16 protein-coding genes are annotated in these 26,860 nt (G+C 55.6%); 11 read left to right on the top strand and 5 right to left on the bottom strand.

From position 1 onward, the window contains the following. Nucleotides 1-1,054 (top strand): alpha/beta hydrolase (locus tag ADG72_RS00105; RefSeq protein WP_048711274.1); only part of this gene is annotated, 1,054 nt, incomplete at its 5' end. A 33-nt stretch (nt 1,055-1,087) separates the two neighbouring features. Here the strand turns inward: ADG72_RS00105 and ADG72_RS00100 are convergent. Together ADG72_RS00100 and ADG72_RS00095 are read right to left on the bottom strand one after the other, a co-directional pair. Next, nucleotides 1,088-2,473 carry a hypothetical protein gene (locus tag ADG72_RS00100; protein ID WP_048711272.1) on the bottom strand — a complete coding sequence of 462 codons (1,386 nt, stop codon included), beginning with the start codon at nt 2,471-2,473 and terminating at the stop codon, nt 1,088-1,090. Next, the gene (locus ADG72_RS00095) at nt 2,470-3,861 is read right to left on the bottom strand and encodes a hypothetical protein (protein WP_048711270.1); all 1,392 of its coding nucleotides are present in this window, start codon (nt 3,859-3,861) and stop codon (nt 2,470-2,472) included. Before ADG72_RS00095 ends, ADG72_RS00100 begins: the two co-directional genes overlap by 4 nt. Nucleotides 3,862-4,066: 205 nt before the next feature. Here ADG72_RS00095 and eccCa point away from each other — a divergent pair, with 205 nt between their 5' ends. The 7 genes from eccCa to ADG72_RS00060 all read left to right on the top strand — a co-directional run bounded on the left by eccCa (nt 4,067) and on the right by ADG72_RS00060 (nt 18,081). Next, nucleotides 4,067-8,044, top strand: coding sequence for a type VII secretion protein EccCa (eccCa, locus tag ADG72_RS00090; RefSeq protein ID WP_048711268.1), 3,978 nt, complete (start codon nt 4,067-4,069; stop codon nt 8,042-8,044). 163 nt (nt 8,045-8,207) lie between these two features. Then, entirely contained in the window at nt 8,208-8,546 is a 339-nt protein-coding gene (locus ADG72_RS00085) for a hypothetical protein (RefSeq protein WP_019126870.1), read from the top strand. Next, nucleotides 8,543-11,347: a hypothetical protein gene (locus tag ADG72_RS08770; protein WP_239667606.1), complete on the top strand. Its 2,805-nt coding sequence runs from the start codon at nt 8,543-8,545 to the stop codon at nt 11,345-11,347. The genes ADG72_RS00085 and ADG72_RS08770 overlap by 4 nt, the downstream gene beginning before the upstream one ends. A 275-nt stretch (nt 11,348-11,622) precedes the next feature. Then, nucleotides 11,623-11,967, top strand: a complete 345-nt coding sequence (locus ADG72_RS00075) for a hypothetical protein (RefSeq protein ID WP_019126873.1) — start codon at nt 11,623-11,625, stop codon at nt 11,965-11,967. Beyond that, nucleotides 11,964-14,786, top strand: coding sequence for a hypothetical protein (locus ADG72_RS00070; RefSeq protein WP_048711266.1), 2,823 nt, complete (start codon nt 11,964-11,966; stop codon nt 14,784-14,786). Before ADG72_RS00075 ends, ADG72_RS00070 begins: the two co-directional genes overlap by 4 nt. Before the next feature lie 156 nt (nt 14,787-14,942). Beyond that, on the top strand, nt 14,943-15,290 hold the full coding sequence (locus tag ADG72_RS00065) for a hypothetical protein (RefSeq protein WP_019126875.1): 348 nt from the start codon (nt 14,943-14,945) through the stop codon (nt 15,288-15,290). A 1-nt stretch (nt 15,291) separates the two neighbouring features. Next, complete coding sequence (locus ADG72_RS00060) at nt 15,292-18,081, top strand: hypothetical protein (protein ID WP_019126876.1); 2,790 nt, start codon at nt 15,292-15,294, stop codon at nt 18,079-18,081. Nucleotides 18,082-18,217: 136 nt separating this feature from the next. On the opposite strand, the gene ADG72_RS00055 is transcribed toward ADG72_RS00060, so the two are convergent. From ADG72_RS00055 to ADG72_RS00045, 3 genes are all read right to left on the bottom strand, one after another. Continuing rightward, nucleotides 18,218-18,508: a YciI family protein gene (locus ADG72_RS00055; protein ID WP_192831717.1), complete on the bottom strand. Its 291-nt coding sequence runs from the start codon at nt 18,506-18,508 to the stop codon at nt 18,218-18,220. 146 nt (nt 18,509-18,654) lie between these two features. Beyond that, nucleotides 18,655-20,562, bottom strand: a complete 1,908-nt coding sequence (locus ADG72_RS00050) for a hypothetical protein (protein ID WP_048711264.1) — start codon at nt 20,560-20,562, stop codon at nt 18,655-18,657. 60 nt (nt 20,563-20,622) lie between these two features. Further along, complete coding sequence (locus tag ADG72_RS00045) at nt 20,623-21,324, bottom strand: hypothetical protein (RefSeq protein WP_019126879.1); 702 nt, start codon at nt 21,322-21,324, stop codon at nt 20,623-20,625. A 158-nt stretch (nt 21,325-21,482) separates the two neighbouring features. On the opposite strand from ADG72_RS00045, the gene ADG72_RS00040 reads away from it, so the two are divergent. The 3 genes from ADG72_RS00040 (at nt 21,483) to ppdK (ending at nt 26,740) form a co-directional block, all read left to right on the top strand. Then, nucleotides 21,483-22,337: a PP2C family protein-serine/threonine phosphatase gene (locus ADG72_RS00040; protein ID WP_048711261.1), complete on the top strand. Its 855-nt coding sequence runs from the start codon at nt 21,483-21,485 to the stop codon at nt 22,335-22,337. Nucleotides 22,338-22,353: 16 nt separating this feature from the next. After that, nucleotides 22,354-23,874 (top strand): FHA domain-containing protein, encoded by a 1,521-nt coding sequence (locus tag ADG72_RS00035; protein ID WP_048711260.1) that lies wholly within the window; start codon nt 22,354-22,356, stop codon nt 23,872-23,874. A gap of 148 nt (nt 23,875-24,022) precedes the next feature. Next, on the top strand, nt 24,023-26,740 hold the full coding sequence (ppdK, locus tag ADG72_RS00030; RefSeq protein WP_048711258.1) for a pyruvate, phosphate dikinase: 2,718 nt from the start codon (nt 24,023-24,025) through the stop codon (nt 26,738-26,740). Nucleotides 26,741-26,860: the final 120 nt, after the last annotated feature.

Below are 26,860 nucleotides of genomic sequence, written 5' to 3'. Positions count from 1 at the left end.
CTATCCTCAGCTGATCGGTAATGCTGATGGTGTTGAAGCTTGGGCACGCGACCGTGCAAACCGAATCAACCTGAAAGAGAACAAGCTCAAAGCAGAAAAGCAGGTTGAACAGCTCAAAGCTGCAGAACGAGACCCAAATCAAGCTGCGAATCGCGAGAAAATCAAAGAAGAACGCGAGAAAGTGGAAAGAGAAATCGCTTCCTATGAGGCGGTCGAAGCTAGCTTGAAGAATGGTATTTCGCTTGAGGAGTATCAACAGCAGACAAAGAGCGGGGACTGCATTGGTTTGCTCACCCTACAAAATGATGGTCGCCGGGTGAAGGCTGCCGTCTGCCAGGGCGATGTGGATCATGCACAAAATATTGCGACTTTAGTCCCCGGTATCGGAACGACAGTTGATGGCGATCTCGATAAGTATGTGCGAGAATCTGGGAACTTGCGCCAATCAGCGGCAGAACAAGGGAATATCCCCGTCAGTAATGTAGCGACTATCGCATGGCTTGGCTACGATGCTCCGGGAGGACCTGACGACCCCGATAACTGGGGAGATATCGCCTCACCCAAGCTCGCTGAAGCAGGCGCGGAGCGTTTGGCTGGATTCATGACAGGCGTCCAAGCATCCCGCGAGTACGGCGCCGGGGACGCGCATATGACTCTTCTTGGACATTCCTACGGATCGAGCACGTCTGGCAAAGCTGCAACACTAGTGAAGGATGGCGTTATCGATGACCTGGTGATGTTCGGCTCTCCCGGTATGGGCACCTATGATCCTTCCGATCTTCACGTTGACGAAGATCATCGTTGGGTATCTGGTGTCCCCTACGGCGATAGCGTCCAAGGACTTGGACGCTTCAAGTTCTTTGGACTTGGAGGCTTAGGGAAGAACCCAATGGATGAGGACTCGACCTTCAAGCATCTGTCAGGTGATGCTACTGGATATGAAGGCTACGACAATGACGCTCGTACAGGTTTTGCAAACCACGACGTCTACCTCAAAGAAGGAACTGAGACGTTGAAAGACTTTGGTCGCGTCATCGCAGGGGTGAAGGAATAAATCACGCGCGGTGGAGGAGAATCCCCGCGAGTCTTATCGGGTCACCGACAACTTCCGCTCGCCCAGCAGAAGCACCGTACCCAGCGATACCTTGACGCGTTCGCCGCGGGGGAGTGGCTGAGTGGTGCCATCGGGCGCCTGCAACCGCGTGCCATTCGCCGAGAAGGTGTCCTCGACCCACATCGCATCGCCATCGGCCGGTGCGACACGCAGGTGTGTACGCGACAGGGAACGCGTGGAATCCGCAATTGCCACTGCCCGCGAATCAGAAGGCGTCTGTTCGGGAGCGCGCCCCAACACGATGGGAGCATTGACTTCGATTCGCTGCCCATCGTCAACAATGATTGCCAGTGGCGCTGCCTGCGCGAATGCGGGGACAGAAGCCGGTGCGCTCGTTGCGGGAGTGGCCTGAGGGGCCACTGGCTGCGTATGAGTCTGCTGACCAGCGTTCTGCGGAGCGCTGCCGGCCTGCTGAGGTGCGCCAGCCTGGGGCATTGGCACCTGCGGAACTCGTGGCATTGCCGAGGCTGAGCTGTGGCGCGGGGGAGTGGGCACCTTGGGCGCGGCCGGAGTCTGTGCAGCTTGCTGCGTAGGCATGGGCGCAGGCATCTCGTTGAGTACCTGGCTGGGAGCCTCGGGCATCGGTGAAGGTGCTGGTAGGTCGGCTGCGGGAACTCCCGCTGGCGGAATACTCAAAACAGCAGGCTCGGAAGCAGGAACTTCGGGGGACGCAACGCGCGGCCCTGCCCACTGATGTGCCGGGGCAAGTGCGGCGGGATCCATTCCCTGAAGCTGTGCAGGTGCGGCCCCAACCCCAGCCGAGGCCTCGGCAAACGAGGGGGAAAGCTGCTGGGAATAAGCGGGAGCGCCGGCGTCTGTGCGGCCAGCGCGGACGTCAAGGTTCCCCATCCCGCAGACGCGGTCAACCCAGGTTTGGCCATCTCGGGCAATAACCCAGGTGACGGCCGGTCCAACGACAGTCGCGTGCAAGAGCAACATGATCAGGCTGTGCGCGCTCTGGCGAGCCAAGCCGGGGGCGTGACCGGACTCGGGACCCGCATCGGTGGCTACAGGCGCCATCGAAATTGCAGCCACTTGCATGGCGAAAGCTCCGGGAGTCCTTCCCGAATGGGCGCGAATCAGAGTGCCAACGATCCATGTCTCAAGCGCAACGATTACTGCAATAGCGATCGAGGGATAGAACCACCATGAAAGCGCGGTGATTGCGACAAGGCATGCAAGGTCAATGAGGTAGGCCGTAACCAGAGCGCCACCGGTTGCGGGAGCTGAATATGCCGCAGCGGGCTGGGGGAGGCCTCGCTGGACACTACCCTGCTGAGCGGCGGCCAGAAAAGCCGGGTCCACGCCTTTTGCCTGAGAAACGGGGACCTGGACTGGGGTAATGCGAAGCTCACTCATGATGCCACCTGTCGAACGAGTTCAAAAAGATCTGCGGCGAAGAACGCGGCAGGGAAAACAACAGTCAATGACAGTGCTTGGAAAATATCGGTAAAGCGCCCAATAAGTGCGGATTGTTCTTTGCCTGAACGCAGGCGAGTCCACAGAAGAGAAACACAACCGATGAAGACAAGAACAGCTGCCGCAATGGGAGTGCCAAGAAGGGCTCGGGAGGCGGGGGAAATGAGCAGCGTTGCAAGCAAAATGACCGCTCCCACGCGGGGAACAACCCGCGAGGATGCCCACCGGCGCTCGCGGGGAACGACGACCAGCGCAATGACTGATGCACATACCAGCACCAGCGAGGCAATCTGCTGCCACGAATGAATTCCGATCATTGAGTAGATCACGGGAACCGCAACAATGATCAGGCCCAGACCAAGGTATTGGACCAGTCGAGTACGTGAGGTTGCATCAGTGACGGTGCGGTTGACGCGGCGGCCGGTAATGCGCGAAGGAGAGGGAACCTCGGGTGCGCGGACAGTCGGCGCGGAGGTCGTCACGAGGGGCATATCCAGCAGCTGGGTCGCGGGGATGCGTACTGACAAGCTGGGCGAGGCGGTGATTGCGCATACCGCGCAGGCGATTGCGAAGGGCGCAACTCTGGTCAGAGAAGCATTGAGATAGGTCAAGACAGTCGCACTTGCCGTGAGAACGCCCCAACTGAGTGCGTGTGCGCTTGTGAGGGGAGTGGGACGCCAGAGCCAGAGCCCAAGTGCAACTCCCGTTGCTCCCCACAGGGGGAAGAGAAGTGCGGCGACCTGCGACATTGTGGAGATTTGCGAGGCCTCGAGATAGATTCCTGCGCTTCCCAGAGCGGGAAGGACGCCAAGGAAAGAAAGTCCCGCGCCGAGCGTCCATCCGGACAATAATCCGGCGTTGGAGTGGACGCGTTTTTGGTAGAGGACGACAAGGCAAAGAGCAAGTGAGAGGACACCGATTGTCAAAGGTGCCCACCACGGCACGCCCGCAATGATGGTCAATAGCTGGGCAAAGAGAGTGCAGAAGATCAGAACCGCGTCCATAGCAAATGCCAGCAGAGCGCAGATGCTCAGAGCAAGGGAGGGGCGGAACCAAGGATCGGAGGCTCGCTCAATTGCGCGTTGTTCTTGACGCTGGCGCTCGCGGCCAGAGGTAATGGAGATGAGGACTCCCTGGGGAAGGTCAGTTCCCAAGACCGCGCCAAGATTAAGGGGACGGCCATCCGCACCGGTGATTTGCAGGCTTGGATCGCTTGAATCGATATCAAGCATGGAGAGTAGGCCAGTGACCGTTGTTCCCAGCGGAACAACCAAATCTTTGACGCCGGAAGCGTCGGCGACGGTTACCGCTGCCTGTTTCTGGGTCACGCCTCCTCCTTCATGCGGTTGTGCCGGGAATTGTCCTCGGTGCCGATCCGGCTATTGATCCGCTGAGGTTCTTTCACCGATTCTGTTCAAAAGTCATCATTCAGACTACCTGACCAGATCAGTGCCATGCCACGACTGCTCGTGCTACAAGCTAGGATACATACAGAAATGAAGGAAAACGGGAGATTGCACTCCAGGAGACTGTATGGCCGTCAATGAAATGGAAGCCCCCGAGCTCCCCAGCGGTGAAATCGCTGTAGAAAAGCCACCCAGCCAGGTTGAAGCCGGCGGCATGGGCTCGATCCTTGCTACCGCGATCCCCATGATGGGCTCCATGGGTGTCATGGTCATCATGGCGCTGACTCAGGGGCAGAACACGCGAATGCTTCTGATGGCGGGCGGCATGGTCTTCATGATGCTCTCCATGGTTGGTTTCAACATCTACCGCCAGGTCTCGCAGTACCGTAATAAGGTCAACTCCCAGCGTCGCGAATACCTCTCCTACTTGTCAGAGACTCGAACCAGCGTGCGTAACATTGCCGCGAAGCAGCGAATCTTCATGCAGTGGTACCTGCCTGAGCCAGATTCACTGGTGCTTTTAGCCGAAGAAGGCTCGCGCCTGTGGGAACGCGAAGTGGGCGACGATACTTCTGTCTCCACTCGAATCGGAACGTCTGACCAGGAACTGGCCATGCGCTTGGTCGAACCCGATATTCCCCAGATGGCGAACCCCGATGTCGTCTGCCATTCGGCGATGCGCCGTTTCTTAGATGTCCACAAGACCGTTGAAGACCTTCCTTTCAGCCTGGACTTGGGTCAGTTCTCTCATGTCGAGGTCGCTGGTGATGGCGAGCGCGCTCGCGGAGAAGTCCGCTCGATGATCTGCCACCTTGCGGTTATGACGCCAGATTCGGCCCTGAAGATCGCGGTATTGACGACTCCCGAAAACCTCCCGAACTGGGAGTGGATGAAGTGGCTGCCTCATATCCGTTCCGCTGAGGTCACTGACGCTCTGGGTGGTGCGCGTATGGTGTGCACCAGCTATGCCGAGCTCGAGGATCTCTTGGGTGAGGAAATGACGACCCGAGGCCACTTCCAGCCTCGGAATGACGCAAGCCCCTGGCCGCATTTGATCGTTATCACCGACGGTGCCGAGCTTCCTCCCGATTCGCACCTGGGCTCTATCGAGGGCTGCGCAGGCGTGACGATCATGAAGGTCTTGACCTCGTGGGGTATGTTCATGAACCCCACCGGTGTTCGTCTGCTTCTACATCCCGCAAACGATGAGCACACTCCCATGGAAGTTCTGCTTCTTGAGGCAAAGCCAGTGCTCGCCAACGCCGACTACATGGGAATTCCTCAGGCCGAGGCCGTGGCCCGTCGCCTCACTCGCTTCCTGACTGCTGGTGGTAGGGATGCGGCAACCCCCGTCGGTAAGCCCGATCCGAAGCGTTCTCAAGACCTCATGGAATTGCTCAATATCGGTGATATTCGTGACTTCGATGCGGATCGGCAGTGGAAGCGCCGCAACGGACGTGATCGTCTGCGCGTTCCCTTCGCTGTCACCCCCGAGGGTATTCCGGTCGTTTTGGATATTAAGGAAGCCGCCCAGCAGGGCATGGGCCCGCACGGCCTGTTGATCGGTGCAACCGGTTCCGGTAAGTCCGAGGTGCTGCGAACTCTGGTTTTGGCCCTGGCGCTCACGCACTCTCCCGAGCAGCTGAACTTCGTTCTGGTTGACTTCAAGGGTGGTGCGACCTTCGCCGGTATGTCAGACCTGCCTCACGTCTCTGCGATGATTTCGAACCTGGAGTCTGAACTGTCTCTGGTCGACCGTATGGAAGATGCTCTCCACGGTGAAATGGTTCGTCGCCAAGAGATCCTGCGTGATGCCGGTAACTATGCAAATGTCACGGATTATGAAGCGGATCGTATAGCTGGAAAGCATGATTTCCCAGTCCTTCCGGCGCTCTTCATCATCCTTGACGAATTCTCTGAACTTCTGACAGCCAAGCCCGACTTTGGCGAGCTATTCGTGGCAATTGGTCGTCTGGGCCGTTCGCTGTCGATCCATATTCTTCTGTCCTCGCAGCGCTTGGAGTCCGGAAAACTCAAGGGCTTGGATTCGCACCTGTCATACCGCATTGGTTTGAAGACCTTCTCGGCTTCGGAATCACGTGAGGTTCTGGGCGTGAATGATGCCTACGACCTTCCGCCCTACCCGGGTTCCGGCTTCCTCCAGCCGGGTACGGATCAGCTGATCCGCTTCCGCGCGTCCTACGTTGCCGCGCCACCGCCGCCTCGTAGTGTGCTTCCCAGTTCGGGGTCCGAGGCCTCGCAGATCCGACTGCTTCCCTTCTCTTTGGGGGAGGTCCTGGACAATACCCCCGAGGAAGAGGCAATTCCCGAGGGCGGCCTGGTTGCGCCCGGCGATGAGCGCTGGGAGGGCATGACTGAGATTGATATTGCGGTCGCCCGCATGAAGGGTAAGGGTATGCCTGCCCACCAGGTGTGGCTGCCTCCTTTGGATGTTCCCGACACCATGGATTCGCTCATGCCCGACTTGGCTGTGGATCCCGAGCTCGGCCTCATCTCGCACGAATGGCGTGCGAAGGGACCGCTGCATATCCCCATGGGTATCGTCGACCTTCCGCACGAGCAGCGGCGCGAGGTTTTGGAATACGACTTTGCCGGTGCCGGCGGTCACATGTCGATCTTGGGTGGTCCGCTCTCCGGTAAGTCCACGGCATTGCGCTCGATTGTCATGGCTCTGTCGCTGACCCACACACCGAAGGAAGTTCAGTTCTTCGTTATCGATTTCTCGGGTACTTTTGCCGCTTTCGAGGGCGCCGCTCACGTTGCGGGTGTTGCCTCTCGAGAGGATGAGGACATCTTGAACCGTATGGTGTCTGAAATTGAAGGCATCATCGAGGACCGTGCTGCCTACTTCCGCGCGAACCGTATCGACTCTATGGCGACCTATCGCCGAGGCCGTGCTCAGGGACGCTTTGACGATGGCTATGGCGATATCTTCCTTGTTGTCGATGGCTGGGGAACGCTGCGTAGTGATTTCGCGGATGCAGAAGACCGTATCCGTCTGATGGCCGAACGCGCGCTGTCTTTCGGTGTTCACTTCATTGCTACTGCACTGCGCAAGATGGACTTCCGTATTCAGATGCAGGACATCTTCGGTTCTCGCATGGAGCTGCGTATGGGTGATCCTTCGGATTCAGAGTTCCGTCGCGAGATCGGTAGCAAGGTCCCCGAGGGACGTCCGGGACGCGGTTTGTCTATGACCGGTCACCACATGCTGGTTGCCCTCCCGCGTGCTGATGGCGATCATGATCCGGCCACGATCGGTGAGGGTGTCGAAAAGACGCTTCTGCGTATTGCTTCTGCGACCGAACCTGGCCCGCGTCTGCGTTTGCTCCCCGAAAAGATCACCGTTTCTCAGATCGAGGCAACTCACGGCAAACAGCAGAAGATTGTTCTTGGTTTGGAGGAACGCCGCTTGAGCCCGTGGACTTTCGATCCGGAAAACGAATCGCACATGTATGTCTACGGTGATGCGAAGTGTGGAAAGACCGCGTTCTTGCGCAACTTGGGCAACCAGGTGCTGGCAAAGCCAGGTTCGCGTCGTGCCATGCTGGTTGTCGTTGATGTGCGACGCTCCCTGCTGGGCGAGTGGGATGAATCGGATATGCCGATGTACATCACCAACCGTGATGAAATCCAGGGAAGCATGGAGGCAGTTGCCGAACAGCTGCGTATGCGTCTTCCTGGACCGGACGTGACCCCCGAGCAGTTGCGTAAGCGCAATTGGTGGAAGGGAGCCGAGGCCTGGGTTCTGGTTGATGATTACGACCTGATTTCCACCGGTGGTTTGAGTGGTTCACCTTTGGCTCCGCTTCAGCCTCTGTTGTCGCAGGCTCAAGATATTGGTTTCCACTTGGTGATTACTCGCCGTATGGGTGGTGCCTCGCGTGCGTCCTACGAGCAGATTTTGCAGTCCCTGTCCGAGTTGTCGGCAACCGGCATCATGATGTCGGGTAATCCTTCCGAGGGCATGGTCATTGGCCGTGAACGTCCGCGCATTCTTCCCAAGGGCCGAGGCCTGGTTGTTTCGCGTGATCAAGGAACTTTCTTGGCGCAGATGGCATGGTCCGAATCGCGGGTGAAGTAGGCGGCGATGTGTTCATTTGGGCCAAATCGAGTCTTGAAGCGTGAAACTCTCAGGGAGTTTGATGTTTGAGATGGTAACTTGTCGAATGGTAAGTTCCCTGACCAGGCCAGGTTCGTGCGTGTGGCGTACAGGTGTGGCCGGTCATAACGGAAAGAATTGAACTGTGGCAGATAAGATCAGTTTCGACCGAGAAGCGGTTGGAGTTGTTGCGAAAGCTCAGTGGCAGGATGCTGAGTCTCTCGGGCGAATTGGTGCGTCAACGAAACGCATCTCAGCCGACCAAGTTGCGGAGCCTCTTCCTGGTCCCGGAGGTCCTGGCCCGCAGGCGTTGAAATCTGCAGTGAAGGCCTTTAACGAGGCGATGTCAATGGTCATCTACGAGTATTCAGATGCCGCATCGAACTTGGGATCGGCGACAGCTGGTGCGTCGGCAAACTTCGATGAGACTGAGTCCTACAACCGTGAACGTGCAGCTCAACTGGGAGTGGAGTGGAATAAATGAGTGCCGACCTTCGACCTGGCGCGGAGGCTCTTGAGTCGCCCAAGCCTGTTACTGGAGCATCCGAAGTTGCTTCGCATTGGAAAGCTATCGGTTCGGCAATCGGTCAAACACAGGCAGCTCAGCATTCCTCGGTTCCTGCTGAATCTTGGACGGGAGCAGCAGCGGATGCGGCATCTGCTGAAATTCAAGCACTCGGCGGGAAGCTTTCGGGTCTATCAGGACAATTTGCTACTCCTGCAAGTGCACTCACCACCTGGGAAGCGCGCAATAGTCAGGGGATCAAAACCGTCGAGGGCCTGCAAACGCAGTGGGATGATGCGATTGCTGCCTACAAGAAGACAATATCCGAAATCAATGCCCGAGCCGCGACGGATAAGGAATATAACCCGGCTTCGGATCTCCAAGCTGCCGAGAGTACCTTGGCTTCTGCTCAGGCTCCGCTGAAAAAGTCTTATGATGACGAGATTCATCAGCTGAGCGATGCTGCAAATACGGCTGCCACAGAAATTCAGAAGACTTCAAATGATACGATCCCTGCCGATGTGGTGAAGGGTGGTCGCGCTGCGGTTGGTGCTGAACTTTTTGGTAAGGATATGCCTATCGCTGATGGTGCTGCTGAATGGGACTATGCTCGCACGAAGGCTCCCCAACTACGTGATGATCTTGAGAAGGCTGCGAATTCTGATAAGCCTTTGACCGAAGCGGAGGTCAAGAAACTTCAGGAAAAATGGGGCGATAAACTGCAGAATCCTTACTGGGTCCAAGCCCTAGCTGACTCCTACCGCGATAAGCATGGAAAAGATGCCAACTTTTCCGACATGCTAAATAGGCTGACTGTGAATGCGGCTGGGTCATCAAACCTTCCTGCTGGTGAGGGTGAGACTCGAAATTCCTTTGTCAACAGTATTGGTAATGCCATGGTGCTCGCAACGGGCGGGTCAGATGCTAGCAAAGATGGGATCGCCACGAGTGCCGAATATGCTCAGGTAAAGGCTGGATTGCGTGGTCATGACGGCAAGACGACAATTGAGCAGATTGAGCATGCCAATATTGAGTCGTTTAAATCAACGGGGGATAAGGTATACGACCGCCAACGGGGCGATTCAAGCTTGGATGGTTATCAGATTTTCACCCAAGCGACCGGCTTTGCAGGGGTGAAGAATCCGGACTTGACTTTCGGGAAGGGAGTATACGAAGGTGGTGCAGATTCCTTAGCCGGAAAGATCGTTGAGTACGATCAGAAGCACCCGAGTATGAACGCAATGAATCCAGGCGCGGGAGTTGATCTTGCATCGATCGTGCATTCGACGGATGCTGATGATAAGGCTTGGAAGCTATCTCATGATCCGCTTCAGTCGCTTTTCCAGCTTTCTGACACTCCCGAAAGGATTGCAGACGGAAGTGCTCCTTCCGCGCTGCAGAACGCTGAGGGAACGCGCCTTATGCACCTGAGGGATTTCTTGAATTCAAACACCTCATTTGATGTGGATCTGCCTGAGGGGCGTGAAGACGGGAAGATTACTTTTGCGCGTTATCTAGCCGGAAATCGCCATGCAGATGATGTTGATCTACTGGGGAATATTGATGGTGGTGAGGCGCTTGGCGATATGTTAAATGACGCGTCTAACCCGAAGACAGCTGATGTTCCTGAGCCTCCCGCGAGTGATAAGACGGCTCATAAGATTTGGGAGAATGATCGGCTTACGCGCGCGGCGATTGCTGCGAATACTATGGCTGGCTATCAGGATGGTCTTGATTACTCGCATTCAGCAATACTTAGTGATCCGGATCATATTAAGGGTGAAGACGTCTTCGGCCATAAGAATTGGGCTCTGCGTTCGTGGATGGGATCTATTATTTCGCCGTATGTTGATGACTTAGCTTCCGAAATGCATAACAGCACCGGTGAAGGTAGCATGGAGGCGTCTTCAGCCCCAGGCGAGGGGCATTCTGGTCACATGCAGTTCGGGCGCGATATTGTGACACGCTTCAAGCAAGAAGGTGGGCTGTTACAAGACCTTGCATTTGACCAGCCTGAGCTGGAAAGTGACGGTGGAACCAAGAAGAACCTCTTGGACGATACGTACAAGAGGGGCCGTATGCCTGCGCTCCAAGCGGTTCAAGTTGCTGCCTACACTGGATATATGGGTGATGTCTACGACGGGCTACAAAATCCTGATTATCATGTTCGCATGCAAAAGATTCAGGGCGCTAATAGCCGCTGGACGGAACTTATTCATGAGACTTTCGACGCGAATGCGGACCAGAGTACCGCGATTGGTAAGGCGCTTGACGCGTCCAATAGGAGGGCACGTCAAATTGTTGATTTTATTGTCGACAAGGGAACGGACTATGCAGCCAGTCAAGTGCCCGCTGGTGGGGCGCTTGCTGAAAAGGCAGCGCAAGCTGCAGCGGGGAAGGCCCTTGATCACTTTTTCCCGACGGATAACGAGCTTAAGGGCTGGCAATCTCATTCGAAGATGGAAGCTAAATCGCATGATCTTATGCAAAATGGCTTAATTCGCGCGATGTATGATTCGGATCATTGGACGGAAAATGCGGGAACGGTTGACGTTTCGCCAGGTACTCAGGCCTTCGCTGATAAGGACCTCCCGTTTGTTAATTCTGATGGTACGCGCGATTCTTATGATTCTCTTTCGAAAGTGCAAAGAGATTCTGTGCGCCAGTACTTTAGAGGGAAGAACAGTGATTTTCGGCCCTTGCTCGATGGTCAATATGACGCCCAGCAGAATGCGCAGAACGATGGTCGTGCGGAAAAACCATCGGGTGGCGGTAACTGATGCTGTAGTCAACTTCGGTTAATCGGCGCTTTAAGGGGTGCTGCCTGCGGTTTTTCGCAGGCAGCACCTTTTTCTTGCCACAAATGTTCTAGCTGACTAATGTCCAACGTTTCTTCTCTGACAATCGAGTGATGAAAGTATTGTCGAGGTTTGGTGCACTGAAATTTCAGCAAACTTAATGGTTGAAACGGTAAATTTTCATTCGTAAATTCGCAGGCCACAGAGGTGCTGACCGAAATCTTGTTGCCTCGCTGATGTACTGAAATGAGAAGTTTGTGGGAGAAAAAGTAGCAATTACCTTCGACTACGAAGCGGCGGGCATTCAAATGCAAGAAAACTGGAAGGATGCTGAGTCGCTTGGGCAGATCGGAGCCGCAATCGGGCGTATTTCGTCGGCTGGATCGGCTTATCCTCTTCCGAGTACTGATAGTCAAGGCCCATCTAAATTGATATCAGCGATTGATGCCTTTGATAAAGCAATGGCGTGGGTTGTTCTTGAGTGTTCAGATGCTGCAGCCAACCTTGGTTCTGGACTTGAAAAGGTGGCGCAGAACTTTGATAGTACCGAGCACTATAACCGTGAACGTGCGCTGAAACTTGGAGTGGAGTGGAATAAATGAGCATTAGTCTTAGGCCTGGGTCTGAAGCACTGGAGTTGCCAAAGTCTGTTTCTCACGCATCTGAAATTTCTTCTCATTGGAACGCGATCGGATCAGCCCTAACTCAGACTCAAGTTGTTCAGAATGGTAGTGGTGCCATCACTTCATTGGAAGGTGCAACTGCGGACGCTGTCAAAGTAGAGGTCGGGAAGCTTGGAGAGAAGATATCTGACCTCGCCACTGTTTTCCCGGGTCCAGCAAAAACCCTCACAGAATGGGAAGGCAAAGTAAATGAGGCAGTTCAGGTTGTAACTGGGCTGCAGCAGCGGTGGGATGAGGCGATTGCTAACTACAATAAGGCAATGGGGGATATCGCCGCTCGCAGAGCAACTGACGACAACTTTACGGGGCAGGTCGAAGAGAAGAACGCTAGGGCGATACTTGACGGCGCACAGCGTCAACTTAAAAAATCCTATGACGACCAACTTCACCAGTTAAACGATGCCGCAAGTCAGGCTGCAGATGCGATTAGGGCTGCGGCTGACAGTAAAATTTCTCCCGATGCTGTGAAACGTGGGCGTAATGCTGTTGGCGCGGAGTTTTTTGGCCCTGAGATGCCCTTGGTTAGTGGTGCCGAGCGATGGGCTTATGCGCAGGCAGAAGTACCGCGGATGGCGGCTGATTTTGAGGAAGCAGCGAACTCCAATCGGCCTCTTAGTGAAGAAGAAGTTAAGGCCTTGATGGGTAAATGGGGAGATAAACTGAACGACCCCTTTTTTGTCCAAGCATTAGCAGAATACTGGCGCAGTAAGCATGGTGGTAAGGGCGATTACTCTGACCTGCTGAATAGACTGGCAATCAAAAGTGCAAGAGCCGGCATTGTGCCCGAAGGTGAGGCAACAACTCGAAATGCATTCATCAGCCGCATCGGTACTGCAATGGTACTTTCCACAGGTGGTGTCAATGCAGATCAAGATCACTTAGCAGATTCAGCGGTATACGACAAGGTGAAGAATTATCTTCGTGGCACTGATGGAAGAACGACGATCGCTGAAACTGAGCAGGCAAATATTGAGTCTTTTAAAGAGACGGGCGATCGAGACTATGCATTCGGCGCGCCCTCTAGCAGGCTGAAAGGTTTTCAGATCTTTACTCAAGCGACTGCGCTTGCTGCGGTTAATAATCCAGATCTGGCGTTTGGTAAGGGGGTGTATGAGGGCGAAGCTACTTCGCTTGCAGCCAAAATTGTTGACTTTGACCATACGACCACGAGTTATGAAAATGTAAATAATGATGGCACTAACTCAATCGTTCAATTCACAGGAATGAACCCGGTTGCTTCTGCAAGTGCTCATGATCCACTGCAATCACTGTATTTGTTATCTGATACACCAGATAGCATGCAGACTCCCGACTTCGTCTCGAAGTATCATGAGCTTGCGAGAGCTGAACAAGGGCGTTTAGATGCGCTTCGGGGATTTCTAATGCAAGACACGTCGTTTGACGTTGAGAACGACTGGGATCGTAACGGAGAGAAATCCTCGGAGAAGATTCCGATGACTCGTTATCTGACGGGGAATCGCAACCATGGTCTCTTCCCCCCAAGAGGCTTTGTTGACGCTGGTGACGCGTTCGGATCCATGATTGAGGATGCAACCCGTCCTTTGGGCGATGCTGAGAAGAGTATTTTAGGGGACAACTGGAAGGGAGCTTCTAATCAACAGGCGCGTATTGTCGGTAACTTCACTGCAGGGTATCAAGATGGCCTTGACCACGATGGTGACAAGATTGGTTCGCAAGACGCGTTTGGTGCTACGAATTCGAAGTTGCGTTCGCACGCTGGTGTGATCCTAGCGAACTGGGTTGAGAGTCTGGCGCAGATGGATACGGACGACGCCGGAGATACTGTAAAGAGCGCGCATGATGCTGTTGATGAAGGTTCCATAAGCGCGACGACCGGGCAGGCGCAATTTGTGCTCTCTCCTAAGCTGCGTGATGCGTTATACGGTAAGGAAGGGCTCTTTGCTGATCTTGCCTTCGATAATCCGATGCAGGTGAGTGGGCAAAATACTCCAAATAATCCATTTGACGATACTTTTGAAGGCGGCCGTCCCCCTGCTCTTAGCACTATTCAAGCGGCTGCTTATGCGGGGTATAAGCATGATCTGACTCAGGCTATGGCTTCCGAGTATCGCGTTGATCCAACCAAAACAACGGAAAGCGCTGAGTGGAGTTCAGCTGTTAATAGTGGAGTCAAGAAATGGGGCGGGCTCTTTGAACATATTGAATCTGCAGTTTCAGATCAGGAAGTCGCTGAACATAGGGCTATCGCGGATAGAAATAAGCTAATCAGGAAGGGGATTGACGTAGTAGCGAGTACGGTTCCTTTTAGTCAAGTGCCTGGTCCAAAGATTCTGGAGTCTTTGGTTTCGGCAGTGACGAATGATGGTAAAAATGCGGTATTGGATTCCATTCTTCCTACCGATTTTAATCGAGAGGAATTTTTAAAAAGGCTTGGCCGGGAATATGCGGCGACTCAGGCAGTCTCGGATACTCTCGCGAGCACCTATGTGGATCTTGATGAATGGCCTAATTCGCACGGAACGCCTAAACAGGAGCTAGTGGCTGAATTCTTGAGAAAAGAGGAAGAAGGGCACTACTCTAAGCCTGTTAAAGCGGATGAGCATGGAGGTTTACCTCCATATAACGAGATGACTGATGCGCAGCAGGGCCGTTTGAGGGAATTTCTGAAAGAGCGAACTTATTTGAAAACGCCGCTTGAGACAGCAAAGGATACCACTTGGGCTGCTTTCTCAAAGCAAGAGGTGTATCGTCACTGATCGCTCACGTGTTTTGCGCATCGACTATTTCAATAAGGTGGGTTGCCTGCAGGCAACCCCCTTTTTGTATCTGTTAAGCTTGAAATGTTACAGTTTCTACGGTTATACGGTCGACGGTGATCCGCGCTGCGCGTGTCCGAACGTTGAGAGGTTCAAATGGCGAATATTAGCTTCGATCGCTATGCATTAGGTATTGCGATGAAAGATCAATGGACTGATGCGGAGGACCTCGCTCAGGTTGGTGTTGCGGTTACAAAACTTGGGGACTATCGCGTAGCGGAAGACTTCCCTCAAGGAGATTGTTCAGGTGTGGTTGCGTTGAGAAATGCAATGACGAATTTTGCGACCTACTTGGGGTGGGCGACTCAAGAATATTCTGATGCCTGCGCGCTGTTGGGTTCCGGTATGTCGGAGTATTCGCAAAATGCGGATAGTACCGAGCAGTATAACGAAGCAAAGACACGGGCTGCCGCTGCGCGTCTGGGTGTTGGAGAGGAACTCTGAGATGGCGGTTGATCTTAAAAGCAGTGGTGCGGAAGCCCTTCCGCAGATCCCTGGCTCAGTGGACGTGGACGCAACTGCGGCGGGGACTGAGGCTGAACGCTTGGGTACGGCAATCGGGAATACCCAGGTCGCGAAAAATAAGGACGCCGTCCCAGAGGAATGGACGGGTGCAGCTGCAGATGCTGCTTCGACGGAGATTCAAGCCCTTGGGGTGAAGGTTAAAACACTGTCTGAGGCGTTTCCTACCGCTGGGAAAGCTCTCAAAGACTGGGACTATCAGTTGAGGGGGATCCGAGGGAAAATTTCTCTCCTCCAGCACTCTTGGGATACCTATTTGTCTGAATATAACGCGGCAGTTGCGGATGCAGGGCAGCAAGAGGTTAATGACCCAACGATTGATAAAGAGAGTCTGATTACCAAGGCGCGTTCAACTTTGCGTACGCATCAGGAGACGTTGCGAGGAAAATATGATGGGCATATCTCATTCCTCAATGAGACGGCTCAAAGTACTGCGAATACCATTGACGAAGCCCGCAGGAACATTGTTTCTGATGAGGCTGGTTCCAGGGGGCGGAGTGGTGTTGGTGCCGCGCTTTTTGGTTCAGATACTCCCATTCTGAGTGGCGCTATGCAATGGGCCGATGCACAAGAAAAAGCGCCTTGGATTGCGGCGGCATTAAAGACAGAGCCGATGACGCCGGAAAAGGTTAAGGAGATTAACGAAAAGTACGGCCAGTACCTGTCGAATCCCTTCTACGCTAATGCTATTGCTCAATACATGACTGTAGATGAATTGAATAATGCTGCACTTCGAATTCGAATGACCGCATATGACAACCACGGTCTCTTTGCTAACAGCGACTTTGAGGATCTAAACAAGAACCTCGGTACACTGATGGTTTTAGCAACGGGTGGAAGTAATCTTTCTGATGAAATGCTAGGTTCTCAAAAGTCTTTTGATCTGGTATCAGATGTCTTGATTGGGAAAGACGGACAGCATATTGCTGACATTCAGAATACGAAGCTCCAAGAGCTACAAGAAACGGGACGGAAGACTTATTCGATCCCTGCAGGACCTGGAGGCCGTAATGTTGGGCCGTTGGAAGGGTATTCAATATTTACTCAGTTGGCTGGAGTAGCTGCGCGAGAAAATGCCTCTTTGGCCCTTGGTGCAGCTTTTTATGCGCCGCCGAGCGGTAAATCTGTCTTCGCCGATATCCTTGAATGGGATCATGAAAAGGCTGGGAATGGATACCCGCCCGGGGAAACATATCAGCTATGCGGTTTGGACAAGGAAACTAGAGCGCATCCATGGACGGCTACGAATGAGCAACTCCTTGACCCAGTTCAAACTTTGCTTAACCTGTCCGATACACCGGATTATCTGGAGACCTCTGGGGATGCAGAGCTTTGGAAAGCGGAAAATGAACGTCTCGGCGCACTACGTAAGGTTTTAGATTCAGACACCTCATTTGATGTTACGACTTACGATGTTCACAACGGTGAGAAGTTGTCGAACTCGGGCAAAATGAGCATCGCGAGGTACTTGACGGGCTCGCGTCCTAATTCTTGGTCGTTAGACTTCGGATATCTCGATGGTGGTGACGCGCTCGGCGAGGTGATGAACGACGCATCAAAGCATGACTCCGGTGCTGCTCCGATGGTCCCGCCTAGTTCAAGTGACTACCCATTGGGCGTCGAAGACCCAGACTACAAGAAAGCCGAAGCCGCATATAACGCCTGGAGAGACGACGATAAAAGACGTGCGAGAATTGCGCAAGGCTTTTTGCTTGGCTACCAAGACGGATTAGATCAGAACGATAAAGTTACTGACCAGGGCGAAGACATATTCGGTCATAATAATTCGGGTATGCGCTCATGGGTTGCAGAAGTTGCTGCTTCGCGGGCTGATGATCTGGCGAAGATTTTGGATACTGCAGGGACAGGTCTTGCGGACGGTAGTAATAACCGTGGCGATGGAGGCTATGCACAGATGAATATGACCAAGCAAGAGGTGCAAGAATTAGTTGCAAAGAATGGCTTGTTTAGTGATATTGCGCGTGACTCATCTGCGTTGACAAGGCTTCGTGAGGCAGCATGGACAGGTTACGAGTACACGGCGCAAGAGACTGTTCAGAATTCTAGCTTTGATACGAATTGGCAGAGTAACCTTCAAAGTAACCTAAGAGGGTGGGACCGTCTCATTGCAGGTCTTGATGCTGGAGAGGTTAACGCTGGTCTTGCCACTGCCGAGGAAGTGGCAGAGTACAATGAAAAGAAGCGGGCATTAGTTGACTATGTGATCGGCAAGATTCCGACGGATAAAGTTCCGTTGGCTGATCTTCTTCAGAAAGGTACTGATGCGCTGATTAAAGATCCTCTGTACGAGAAGTTTTGGCCGACGGGAGTGCCTGAAGAGACTATCGCCCAACGCGTTGCGATAGAACAGAAGACTGAAACTAAGATTAATGACGCGGTGATCTCTGCCTTTATTGCGCGTGATAACTGGCCAAATGCCTCGGGGCTGACAAAGGACGAACTTATTTCCGATTTTCTCGAGACTAAGGGATTAGATTGCGGATTATCGCCCACTCAAGCTATGCCCGACTTTGGTGCTATGACTGCTGAGCAACGAAGCGCACTCATCGGCTATCTCACGGGAAAAGTCGATGGCGATGATGACCGAAAGACTGATTTTGGCCATGTGGTGACTGCTGTGGATGGTAACCTAGACGAGGCTAAAGCATGGGTTAAAGACTGTAACAGTGAGGTTAACGAACCCCTTAAATAGGGGACGCAATAACCTGTTTGGATCGATGACGGATACATGTCAATAGATTGGTGGGGGCGGAAGGTCTTAGACCCCCCGCCTCCACAGCTTCTAGCCCGAACGCTGAGTGAATAGCCCTAGCCCTGCTACTCCTGTTTCAGTCTTCCGCGGGAATGCTTCCGATCACCGGGTTCCACTCGCGGGGGATACGCTCGGCAATGAAACCTGCCTGATTGAACGGATCGGCTTCCAGTAGCTCCAAAGCTCCCGCGGCGTCTTCAGCGCGCACAATGATCAACGCGTCATGAGTGCCGGTGTAGGGACCCGCGGCAATCAGACGGCCCTGAGCTGCAAGGTCGCCATTAAACGCGCGGTGCGTGGGGCGCACCTCGGCCATTTCCTCATCACGATCGGTGACGTAGTGATACTCGACAGTGAAAACCTTCATTATTTCCTCCTTGAATGGGACAACACCCTCACGATATACCGGCGGCCCAGCCTCCGGCACATCCGAAGAGGACTAGAAAAGAAGGCAAGCGGAAAATAAAAAGAGGCGCGGAGCCAAGCTCCGCGCCTCTTCACACTTTCAGAAGCTCACCAGCGATCATCCTGATCAGCAGCTGCAACAGGCTTCAAGGACTCTGCGTTACCGGCGGAAAGACCCGCGGCAGCCGGAGCCTTCTCCTCAACGCCATCAACGCGAACAGCCTTAAGGCCGCTCAGCGCGCGACGCTTCGCCTTGTCCTTTTCTTCCTTTGAAGCTGCTGCACCAGCAACTGCACCCGTGCCGATGGGACCGCGGGCAGCTGCAGCCGAAGCGCCACGAGCTGCTGCGGAGGAAGCACCTCCTGACACGCTGCCATTCGTGGAAGCGCCACGAGCTGCCCCTGTGCCTGCTGAAGAAGCCTTGGCAGACGATGCAGCCTTAGCTGAAGCTCCCTTGGTAGCGCTGCCCTTAGCGGTCGAGCTCGAACTCGACGCTGTGCCGGCAGTCGTTCCCATAACGCCAGGCCGTGCGCCCACACCTGCACGAGCAGCAGAAGCTGAAGCCGAACGAGCCGAAGCGGCAGCGGACTGCGAGCTTGTTCCTGCCTTAACAGAAGCCGAGCCCTTTGCCGCGCTCGAAGCGGTGCCGCGTGCCCCGGTAGCTGCACCGTTCGCAGGTGCACCGGTGGCCGTAGTGCCGGTGGCACCTGCTGGGCGGATGCTAGCAGCCGCACGTGCACGTGCCGACATGGTCGACGCATTACTTGCCGTCGATGAGGTGCCTGCACTAGTTCCAGCGGTTGCGCCGCTTCCATAAGCTCCGGGGGCTCCCATACCGCGCGGGAATCCACCTGCGCGAGCAGCTGTCGAGGCCGGGGTGCCCGGGTTTGCCATGCGAGCCGCATTGCCCCAGTTGCCTGCTTGTGCCGTTCCGCGAGGCGTCAAAGCACCACGCTCAAGGTCATTCATCGCGCTAGAAATTGCGTTCGAGGAGGACAAACGCGCGCTGGTCGAAGGTGCGAGTGCACCACCGGCCGGCACAGTTCCAAATTGAGAAGTAGCAGCACGTGATGCGAAGCCACCCATCGAACTTGCGATAGAGGTCGCGGAAGTTGCCATGCGGCCAAGACCAGCCAAAGTGCCACCGGTCGTTAGTGCACCACCGGCAATGGCCAAATCCTTGGAGTGTGATGACGTCGAGAAGGGGTTGTAATCAGGCTTCCAACGGGGATCATCCGCATCGGTAACAGGAGCGGGAATATGGCCACCAGCGGGGCCATCAGGGGTCATGTAACCGCCGACCGGCATGGTCGTGACATCAACACCTGCCAGAACGGAAGATGAAGGGGAAACAGAAGGAAGGACCTCAAGTCCAGCGATCGGGGCGTTTGCGGCAGCACCTGCATGAGCAGCATGGCTACCGCCTGTTGCCGCAAGAAACAACTGTCCACCAAGACTTGAACCAACGACAACAGAAGGCCTGCCACCGCTTGAGTCTCCACTACCATCGCTAGACTCTGCGGAGAACCCTGCAGCAGCACTGGTCACTTGGCCATTCATGGCATCAAGGGCTGCTTTTGCCTTAGCTTCCCTTTGGGCATTGCGCTGAGCGATCATATTCTGGATGTACTCATTTTGAAGCGCAGCTTCATTTGGCTGCCCTTGGAACATCACTTGCGCAGCAGCCTGGTCTGAGGGATGCGAGAGTTGTGTGCTGAGAGTCCCTTGAACAGACTTAGCTTCTTGCATAGCTTGACGAGCCTGAGTATGGGCGGTTTCCATGGTCTCGACTCGACCCTCTAAGTTAGCGATCGAAGCCTCGAAATCGCTGACTTTTGATGTCATTGCCGCATGTGTTGCACCTTCAACACCAGTGTTTCCGGAGAAGCTTGCGCATGCGGTCTTTAGAGAAGCCAGCTGAGCTTTCAGGTCGTTCAGAAGCGATGCATCCTGGTCTGAATAGTCAAGGCGAGCAACTTTGGTGAGTCGATCATAGTTCTCTGTGGAGAGTGCCATAAGAGGTCTTTCTTCAATCCTAGGTATTACTGAGAAGCGTCTCGATATTCGATGTCGCTATCAGTCGCGTCCAAAGCCGTAAGGGGAGTTCCAGGTGGGAAGTCCCGAAGTGGGTTTGCTTGGCGCTCTACTAGCCGCAGCGAATAGGTCGGATGCCCCAGAATCCTGTCCAAGTCCACCCAAGAATGTTGGAGGAAGTTGAAGTTGCGGAGTAGAGGAGGAAGTGTTGTTTGCAGCAACTGGGCCAGGTTGTTGGGCACCTCCTTCTGCCGAAGTCCGAGCAACCCAACCCGGTTGGGTTGCGCCCCCGACAAGATCTGATGCCTGAACTTTTGCTATATCTATAGCCTCGGCCACCTTTGAAGCTGAATTTCCAGCTATCGCGCTGTTCTTTTCCTTCTCGGCTTGGGCTAGGGACCGCTCTTGCGCCTCAAGCGATGCATTCGCTAAGGCCTGAGCCGCATTGATACCGTTTTGCTCATTTTCGCCCATCAGCGCTTGGGTCTTAGCGGCAGCACTCAAGAAAGCAATGACCTCTGCATTTAGAGAGGTAATTGCGTCCTGGATTTCTTGAAGGGCAGTCGTATATTGCTGTCGAGCTGCGACGGGGCCCGACTCTACGCCCCACTTGCCTGCTGTTTGGGCTGCTGTCAGCGATGCGACCTTAGAGGTCGCCTCTCCCGCGAATTCGCCACGCGAGCTGTCTAGAGCTGATTGTGCGGCAGTAAATGCGTCGTTATTAACGCCAACTTCTCCGCTCATGCCGTCTCTCTTTCCGCCTCTTGCCCGTCAAAAAACAGACAAAAACTACCTGCTCGTACATATTGAAAATACAAGATCGTTTTCAAAGGTGCACGAGCCCTTCAATATATGGGATTATTCTCGCGTAAAACAGAACGTACGTCAAAGGTGGTTGAGCTGTGGATCTTCCTCTGTGTGGGACTGTGATCCGCACCCAGTGGGGTGCGACCAGTGACATCGGTCCTGTTCGCTCATCAAACCAAGACTCTTGGCTTGCCCAAGACCCTCTCTTCGCAGTTGCCGACGGGATGGGCGGGAACGCAGAAGGCGAACTGGCCTCGACAACCGCTCTTGAAGTGCTCTCTAACGCCCTCAGCCCCGAGGCCTTGGACGCAATTGACCCGAACCCGGCCGAGCTGGTCGGTGCGATCCGCGCGGCTGCAGAGGCAGTGGCCTCGTTAGGGGAGAAGGAGGACCCGGCTGCCCCGGGAACCACGCTGTGCGGAACCCTGACCATTGACCAAGATGGTCCGCAGTGGCTGACCTTTAATATCGGTGATTCTCGTGCCTATCTCATTGCCGCCGGCAGCATCCTTCAGCTGACGACCGACCATTCAGCAGTCCAAGAAGCCAAAGAATTTGCCAAGCGGACCGGTGCGGAACTGGTTCTTCCACCCTCGAATGTCATCACTCGCGCGCTCGGCGCAGCAATGCCGGAACTTCCCCAGGCTGACTACGTCCTGACCCCAATGTGCGAGGGGGATGTTGTCGTCCTGTGCTCGGATGGTGTTCACGGCGCACTTTCAGAACAAGACCTCATCGATATCGCCAGCCAGGATGTATCTGCGCAAGAAATTGCCAACGCCCTGGTTGACCAAGCGATCGAGGGCGGTACGCGTGATAACGCAACTGCCCTTGTTATCCGTACACAATCGGTTGTGGGAAGCCGCTACGATGGGGACATACGCGCGAGCGTGCGTCCACGTATCCCAGTGCGACCCCTTCCGGTCACAACGGCGCGCCGCGCCCGATAGAGAAAAGAGTTTTCGAATGCTGCAATTGGGCCGCCATGCAGTTCGCGGTAACGGTGGGTTCATCGTCGCCGGCCCCCTGGGCTTTGCCCTGGTCCCCGCTGACCTCGCTGACTCCGCACAGCGCGTTGTCACCGATGCCAACGAAGATCTGACAACCTGGGTTAATTCCGCTACAGCCAGCGGTTTGCCTTTCGCGCATATGGACCTGCGCGGCCCCGTTCCACTTCTATCCTTGGGTGGCAGTGCGAATGTTCGCGCCATTGCTCCCGGCTATGACACCCCCTTCACCTGGGGTGGCCCGCTGTCGATGTGGGAATTTGTTCCCGGCGAGTGGACGCTCATGGATATCGCATTGAGCGAGTTCGACGATGCTCAGCCGTGGGCACACTTCGCGACTTCTGAGGCCGAGGCCTCTCAGGTCCGTATTGGCTACCCCGTAGAGCCCGAGCTTCCCTCGGCCCCCGCGCTGGTGGAAGAAGACAAGCCCGCTCAGGTTCAGGAAGAGCACGCTGAGAATGCTCCCTCCGCTGAAGAATCCGCGCCTGAGCCCGAGGCCTCGCACACTGTGTGGGGAGTACTTGAGGAAGAACCCCAGCCCCAGGAGGAAGCCGCAGAGCCTCAGGCCACTGAAGAGCCCGCGCCGAAGTATTTGTGGGCACCCGAGCCAGAGGCGGAAGCAAGCGCATCCGAAGAAACTCCCGATATTTATGCTGCAGGCGCTCAAGTTGCCGCCGCTCAGGCAGCAGTGACGCCGACCGCCGCCCCCGTTTACACCAGCCCCGAGGCCTTGGAAGAAACCATCACCTCTGAGGCCTTCGCGGCAATGCAGCAGGCTGCTTCGCAAGATGCGCCGCAGAATACCGCTGAGCCGCAGGCTAGCGTTGAATTGGACGCTCCCTCAGGCGAGCAAATCTTTGAACCCAATGCGTTCGTCGAAGAAGAAGCTTCCATCGAAGTTCCCGCCGATGAACCCGCAGAGGTAGAGGCACAGGTCTCGCAAGAGCCGGTCGAGCAGGAAAGCCAGCCCGAAGCTGAAGAGTTCGCCCCGGCCTCGGAAATCGAAGAAACTCCGGCGTATGAGGAAACCCCAGCTGCGGAAACTCCGGCAGCAGGCGTGGCCCCCGCTTTCGAAGTGGATAACTCCGATAGTGGCGCAACGGTACTGCGACGCGTGACCGATGACTCGCAGCACACCCAGGCCGGCTACCTGGTCTACGCAGGCGCTGCTCCCGTTGAACTCACTCACGACGTGATCTTGGGACGCGACCCCAATGCTCGCGTCCTGACGGGACGCCCCTCGGCAACCGTCATGCGTGTGCCCAGCCCGGCAAACGAGATTTCGCGCTCGCACGCAGCTGTCATTCCCAGTGGTTTTGGTTCCTGGATGCTCATGGATCTGGGAAGTGCGAATGGAACCCTGCTGCGCAGCTCGAATGGCAATGTTCAGGAAGTTCCTCCGCGCGTTACCGTGCCGCTGAGTGACGGCGACGTTATTGATCTGGGAGAAAACGTCCTGGTCGAATTTATTGTTCGATAAAACAGCGACCATATGGTGAACGGGCCACCCGCGTAATTACGCGGCGTGGCCCGCATCATTTGGCCGGTACTTTTCCATTGGTTAGTATGTCAATACACAGGGTCCCGATGACGGGTACCCCCCAAAACAACGGAAGTTGAGGGACCAGATGGTCAAGTATGTATACGACTTCTCCGAGGGCGACAAGTCAATGAAAGACTTGCTCGGAGGTAAGGGTGCGAACCTGGCAGAGATGACAAAGCTCGGCCTGCCTGTTCCTCCCGGATTCACAATTACCACCGAAGCGTGCCGCGTCTACCTACACGACGGCAAAGCCCCTGAAAGTCTTGATACTGAAGTGACCGTCGCACTTCGCAAGGTCGAAGAAGAAATGGGTCGCAAGCTGGGCGATCCCAAGAATCCGCTGCTTGTCTCGGTTCGTTCGGGCGCAAAGTTCTCCATGCCCGGCATGATGGAAACCGTCCTCAACATCGGCCTTAACGATGAATCCGTCCACGGTCTTGCTGCTGTCAGTGGCAACGAGCGTTTCGCATGGGACTCCTACCGTCGACTGGTTCAGATGTTCGGCAAGACCGTTCTGGATATCGAAGGCGATCTCTTCTCTGACGCTCTGGAGAACATGAAGAAGGAACGCGGCGTCAAGGGCGATACCGAACTCACCGCAGAGGACCTCAAGGGCCTGGTTGATATCTTCAAGACCATCGTCTACGAGCAGACCGGTGAAGAATTCCCGCAGGATCCTCGCACCCAGATGGACATGGCCATCGAGGCCGTTTTCCGTTCCTGGAACACCGAGCGTGCCCGCATCTACCGTCGCCGTGAGCGCATCCCCCACGACCTGGGCACCGCAGTCAACATCTGCACCATGGTCTTTGGCAACATGGGCGAAAACTCCGGCACCGGCGTGTGCTTCACTCGCGACCCCTCCACCGGCCACTCCGGTGTGTACGGCGACTACCTTGAGAATGCTCAGGGTGAAGACGTCGTTGCAGGTATCCGCAACACCCTGTCCCTGGCTGACCTTGAGAACATCAACAAGCCGGTCTACGACGAGCTGCGCGGAATCATGCACAAGCTCGAAACCCACTACCGTGACCTGTGCGACATCGAATTCACCATCGAGCGCGGCAAGCTGTGGATGCTCCAGACCCGCGTCGGCAAGCGTACCGCTGCCGCCGCCTTCCGCGTCGCCGTCCAGCTGGTTGACGAAAAGCTCATCACCCGCGACGAGGCCCTGGGCCGCGTGACCGGTGACCAGCTCACCCAGCTGATGTTCCCGCAGTTCGATGCAAATGCATCCAAGGAACTCATTGCTCGCGGTATGGCTGCCTCCCCGGGTGCAGCTGTTGGCCGCATCGTCTTCAATAACGCTCAGGCCGAGTCCTCGGCAGCAGCAGGCGTCAAGTGCGTGCTGGTCCGCCGCGAAACCAACCCCGACGATCTGCCCGGCATGGTTGCAGCCGAGGGCGTTCTGACTGCCCGTGGTGGTAAGACCTCGCACGCCGCAGTTGTTGCGCGTGGCATGGGTAAGACCTGTGTCTGTGGCGCTGAAGCTCTTGAGATCGACGCCGAGGCCGGAACCGTCACCGTCGCAGGCCGCGTCCTGACCGGCGAAGACACCATCGCAATCGATGGCCAGACCGGTGAGATCTTCCTGGGTGAGGTCCCCGTGACCGACTCCCCGGTGACCACCTACCTGAGCCACGGCCTCGAAGCTGGCCTGGCTGCAGCAGCTGGTGACCCCGGTACTTCCGAACTGATCGAAGCCGTCCACCGCATCCTCACCCACGCCGACGAGGTTCGTCGCCTGCAGGTGCGCGCCAACGCCGATACCCCCGAGGACTCGCAGCGCGCACTGGAGTTTGGTGCACAGGGCATCGGCCTGTGCCGTACCGAGCACATGTTCCTGGGTTCGCGTCGTCCGCTGGTTGAGCGCGTCATCCTCTCCGAGGAAGGCTCCGCTGAGCGTCAGGAAGCATTCGATGCCCTGGAGAAGCTGCAGAAGGAAGACTTCCTGGCAATGCTCGAGGTCATGGACGGTAAGTCGATGACCGTGCGCTTGATCGACCCGCCGCTGCACGAGTTCCTGCCCCAGCTCACCGAGCTCGAGGTCAAGGTTGCACTCGCCAAGGCTGCTGGCACCGTTGATCCCGCGGACGAGGAAATGCTGGTCACCGTGCGTCGCTTCCACGAGCAGAACCCCATGCTGGGCCTGCGTGGCGTGCGTCTGGGCATCTACCTGCCCGGCCTCTTCGCCCTGCAGATGCGCGCACTGTGCGAGGCTGCCGCTGAGCTGGTTGCCCGTGGTAAGGATCCGCGCCCCGAAATCATGGTTCCGCTGGTTGGCTCCGTGCGTGAGCTGCAGCTGATCCGCGAGGAAGGCGAAGGTATTATCGCTGCGGTTGCTGCTGACAAGGGCGTTGACCTGTCCGGCGTCACCATCGGCGCGATGATCGAGCTGCCGCGTGCGGCTATGACCGCCGAGGATCTGGCTGAGGAAGCCGATTTCTTCAGCTTCGGTACGAACGACCTGACTCAGACCGTGTGGGGCTTCTCGCGTGATGACGTTGAGGGCGTGTTCTTCCCGCAGTACATCGAGGGCGGCATCTTTGGTGTCTCTCCCTTTGAGTCGATCGATGTTCACGGCGTCGGCACGGTTGTGGCCGAGGGCGTGCGTCGCGCACGTTCTACCAAGCCGAACATCAAGCTCGGCGTTTGTGGTGAGCACGGTGGCGATCCCGCATCGATCCACTTCTTCCACAAGGTCGGACTCAACTACGTGTCCTGCTCGCCCTTCCGCGTGCCCGTTGCGCGCCTCGAGGCCGGACGCGCAGCTGTTGAGGATCACGCGGATATGACTGCGTGAGCGTCTGCAAGGACCGTCTAGCGCTGATATAGCGCAGGTGCCCCGCCAGCCGAAGCTGGCGGGGCACCTTGCGTTTCAGAGTCCTTGCGTTTCAGAGTCCTTGCGTTTCAGAGTCCTTGC

Source organism: Trueperella pyogenes, assembly GCF_001070855.1.
Classification (GTDB): domain Bacteria; phylum Actinomycetota; class Actinomycetes; order Actinomycetales; family Actinomycetaceae; genus Pauljensenia; species Pauljensenia pyogenes_A.
The sequence above is the reverse complement of the archived record's forward strand: the minus strand, read 5'-3'. Positions and strand labels throughout refer to the sequence as shown.

What these genes read in the sequence shown, in the direction of transcription:
- ADG72_RS00100 (WP_048711272.1), bottom strand. Translation starts at nt 2,473, where the DNA reads ATGAGTGAGCTTCGCATTACCCCAGTCCAGGTCCCCGTTTCTCAGGCA.
- eccCa (WP_048711268.1), top strand. Translation starts at nt 4,067, where the DNA reads ATGGCCGTCAATGAAATGGAAGCCCCCGAGCTCCCCAGCGGTGAAATC.
- ADG72_RS08770 (WP_239667606.1), top strand. Translation starts at nt 8,543, where the DNA reads ATGAGTGCCGACCTTCGACCTGGCGCGGAGGCTCTTGAGTCGCCCAAG.
- ADG72_RS00070 (WP_048711266.1), top strand. Translation starts at nt 11,964, where the DNA reads ATGAGCATTAGTCTTAGGCCTGGGTCTGAAGCACTGGAGTTGCCAAAG.
- ADG72_RS00065 (WP_019126875.1), top strand. Translation starts at nt 14,943, where the DNA reads ATGGCGAATATTAGCTTCGATCGCTATGCATTAGGTATTGCGATGAAA.
- ADG72_RS00060 (WP_019126876.1), top strand. Translation starts at nt 15,292, where the DNA reads ATGGCGGTTGATCTTAAAAGCAGTGGTGCGGAAGCCCTTCCGCAGATC.
- ADG72_RS00055 (WP_192831717.1), bottom strand. Translation starts at nt 18,508, where the DNA reads ATGAAGGTTTTCACTGTCGAGTATCACTACGTCACCGATCGTGATGAG.
- ADG72_RS00050 (WP_048711264.1), bottom strand. Translation starts at nt 20,562, where the DNA reads ATGGCACTCTCCACAGAGAACTATGATCGACTCACCAAAGTTGCTCGC.
- ADG72_RS00045 (WP_019126879.1), bottom strand. Translation starts at nt 21,324, where the DNA reads ATGAGCGGAGAAGTTGGCGTTAATAACGACGCATTTACTGCCGCACAA.
- ADG72_RS00035 (WP_048711260.1), top strand. Translation starts at nt 22,354, where the DNA reads ATGCTGCAATTGGGCCGCCATGCAGTTCGCGGTAACGGTGGGTTCATC.
- ppdK (WP_048711258.1), top strand. Translation starts at nt 24,023, where the DNA reads ATGGTCAAGTATGTATACGACTTCTCCGAGGGCGACAAGTCAATGAAA.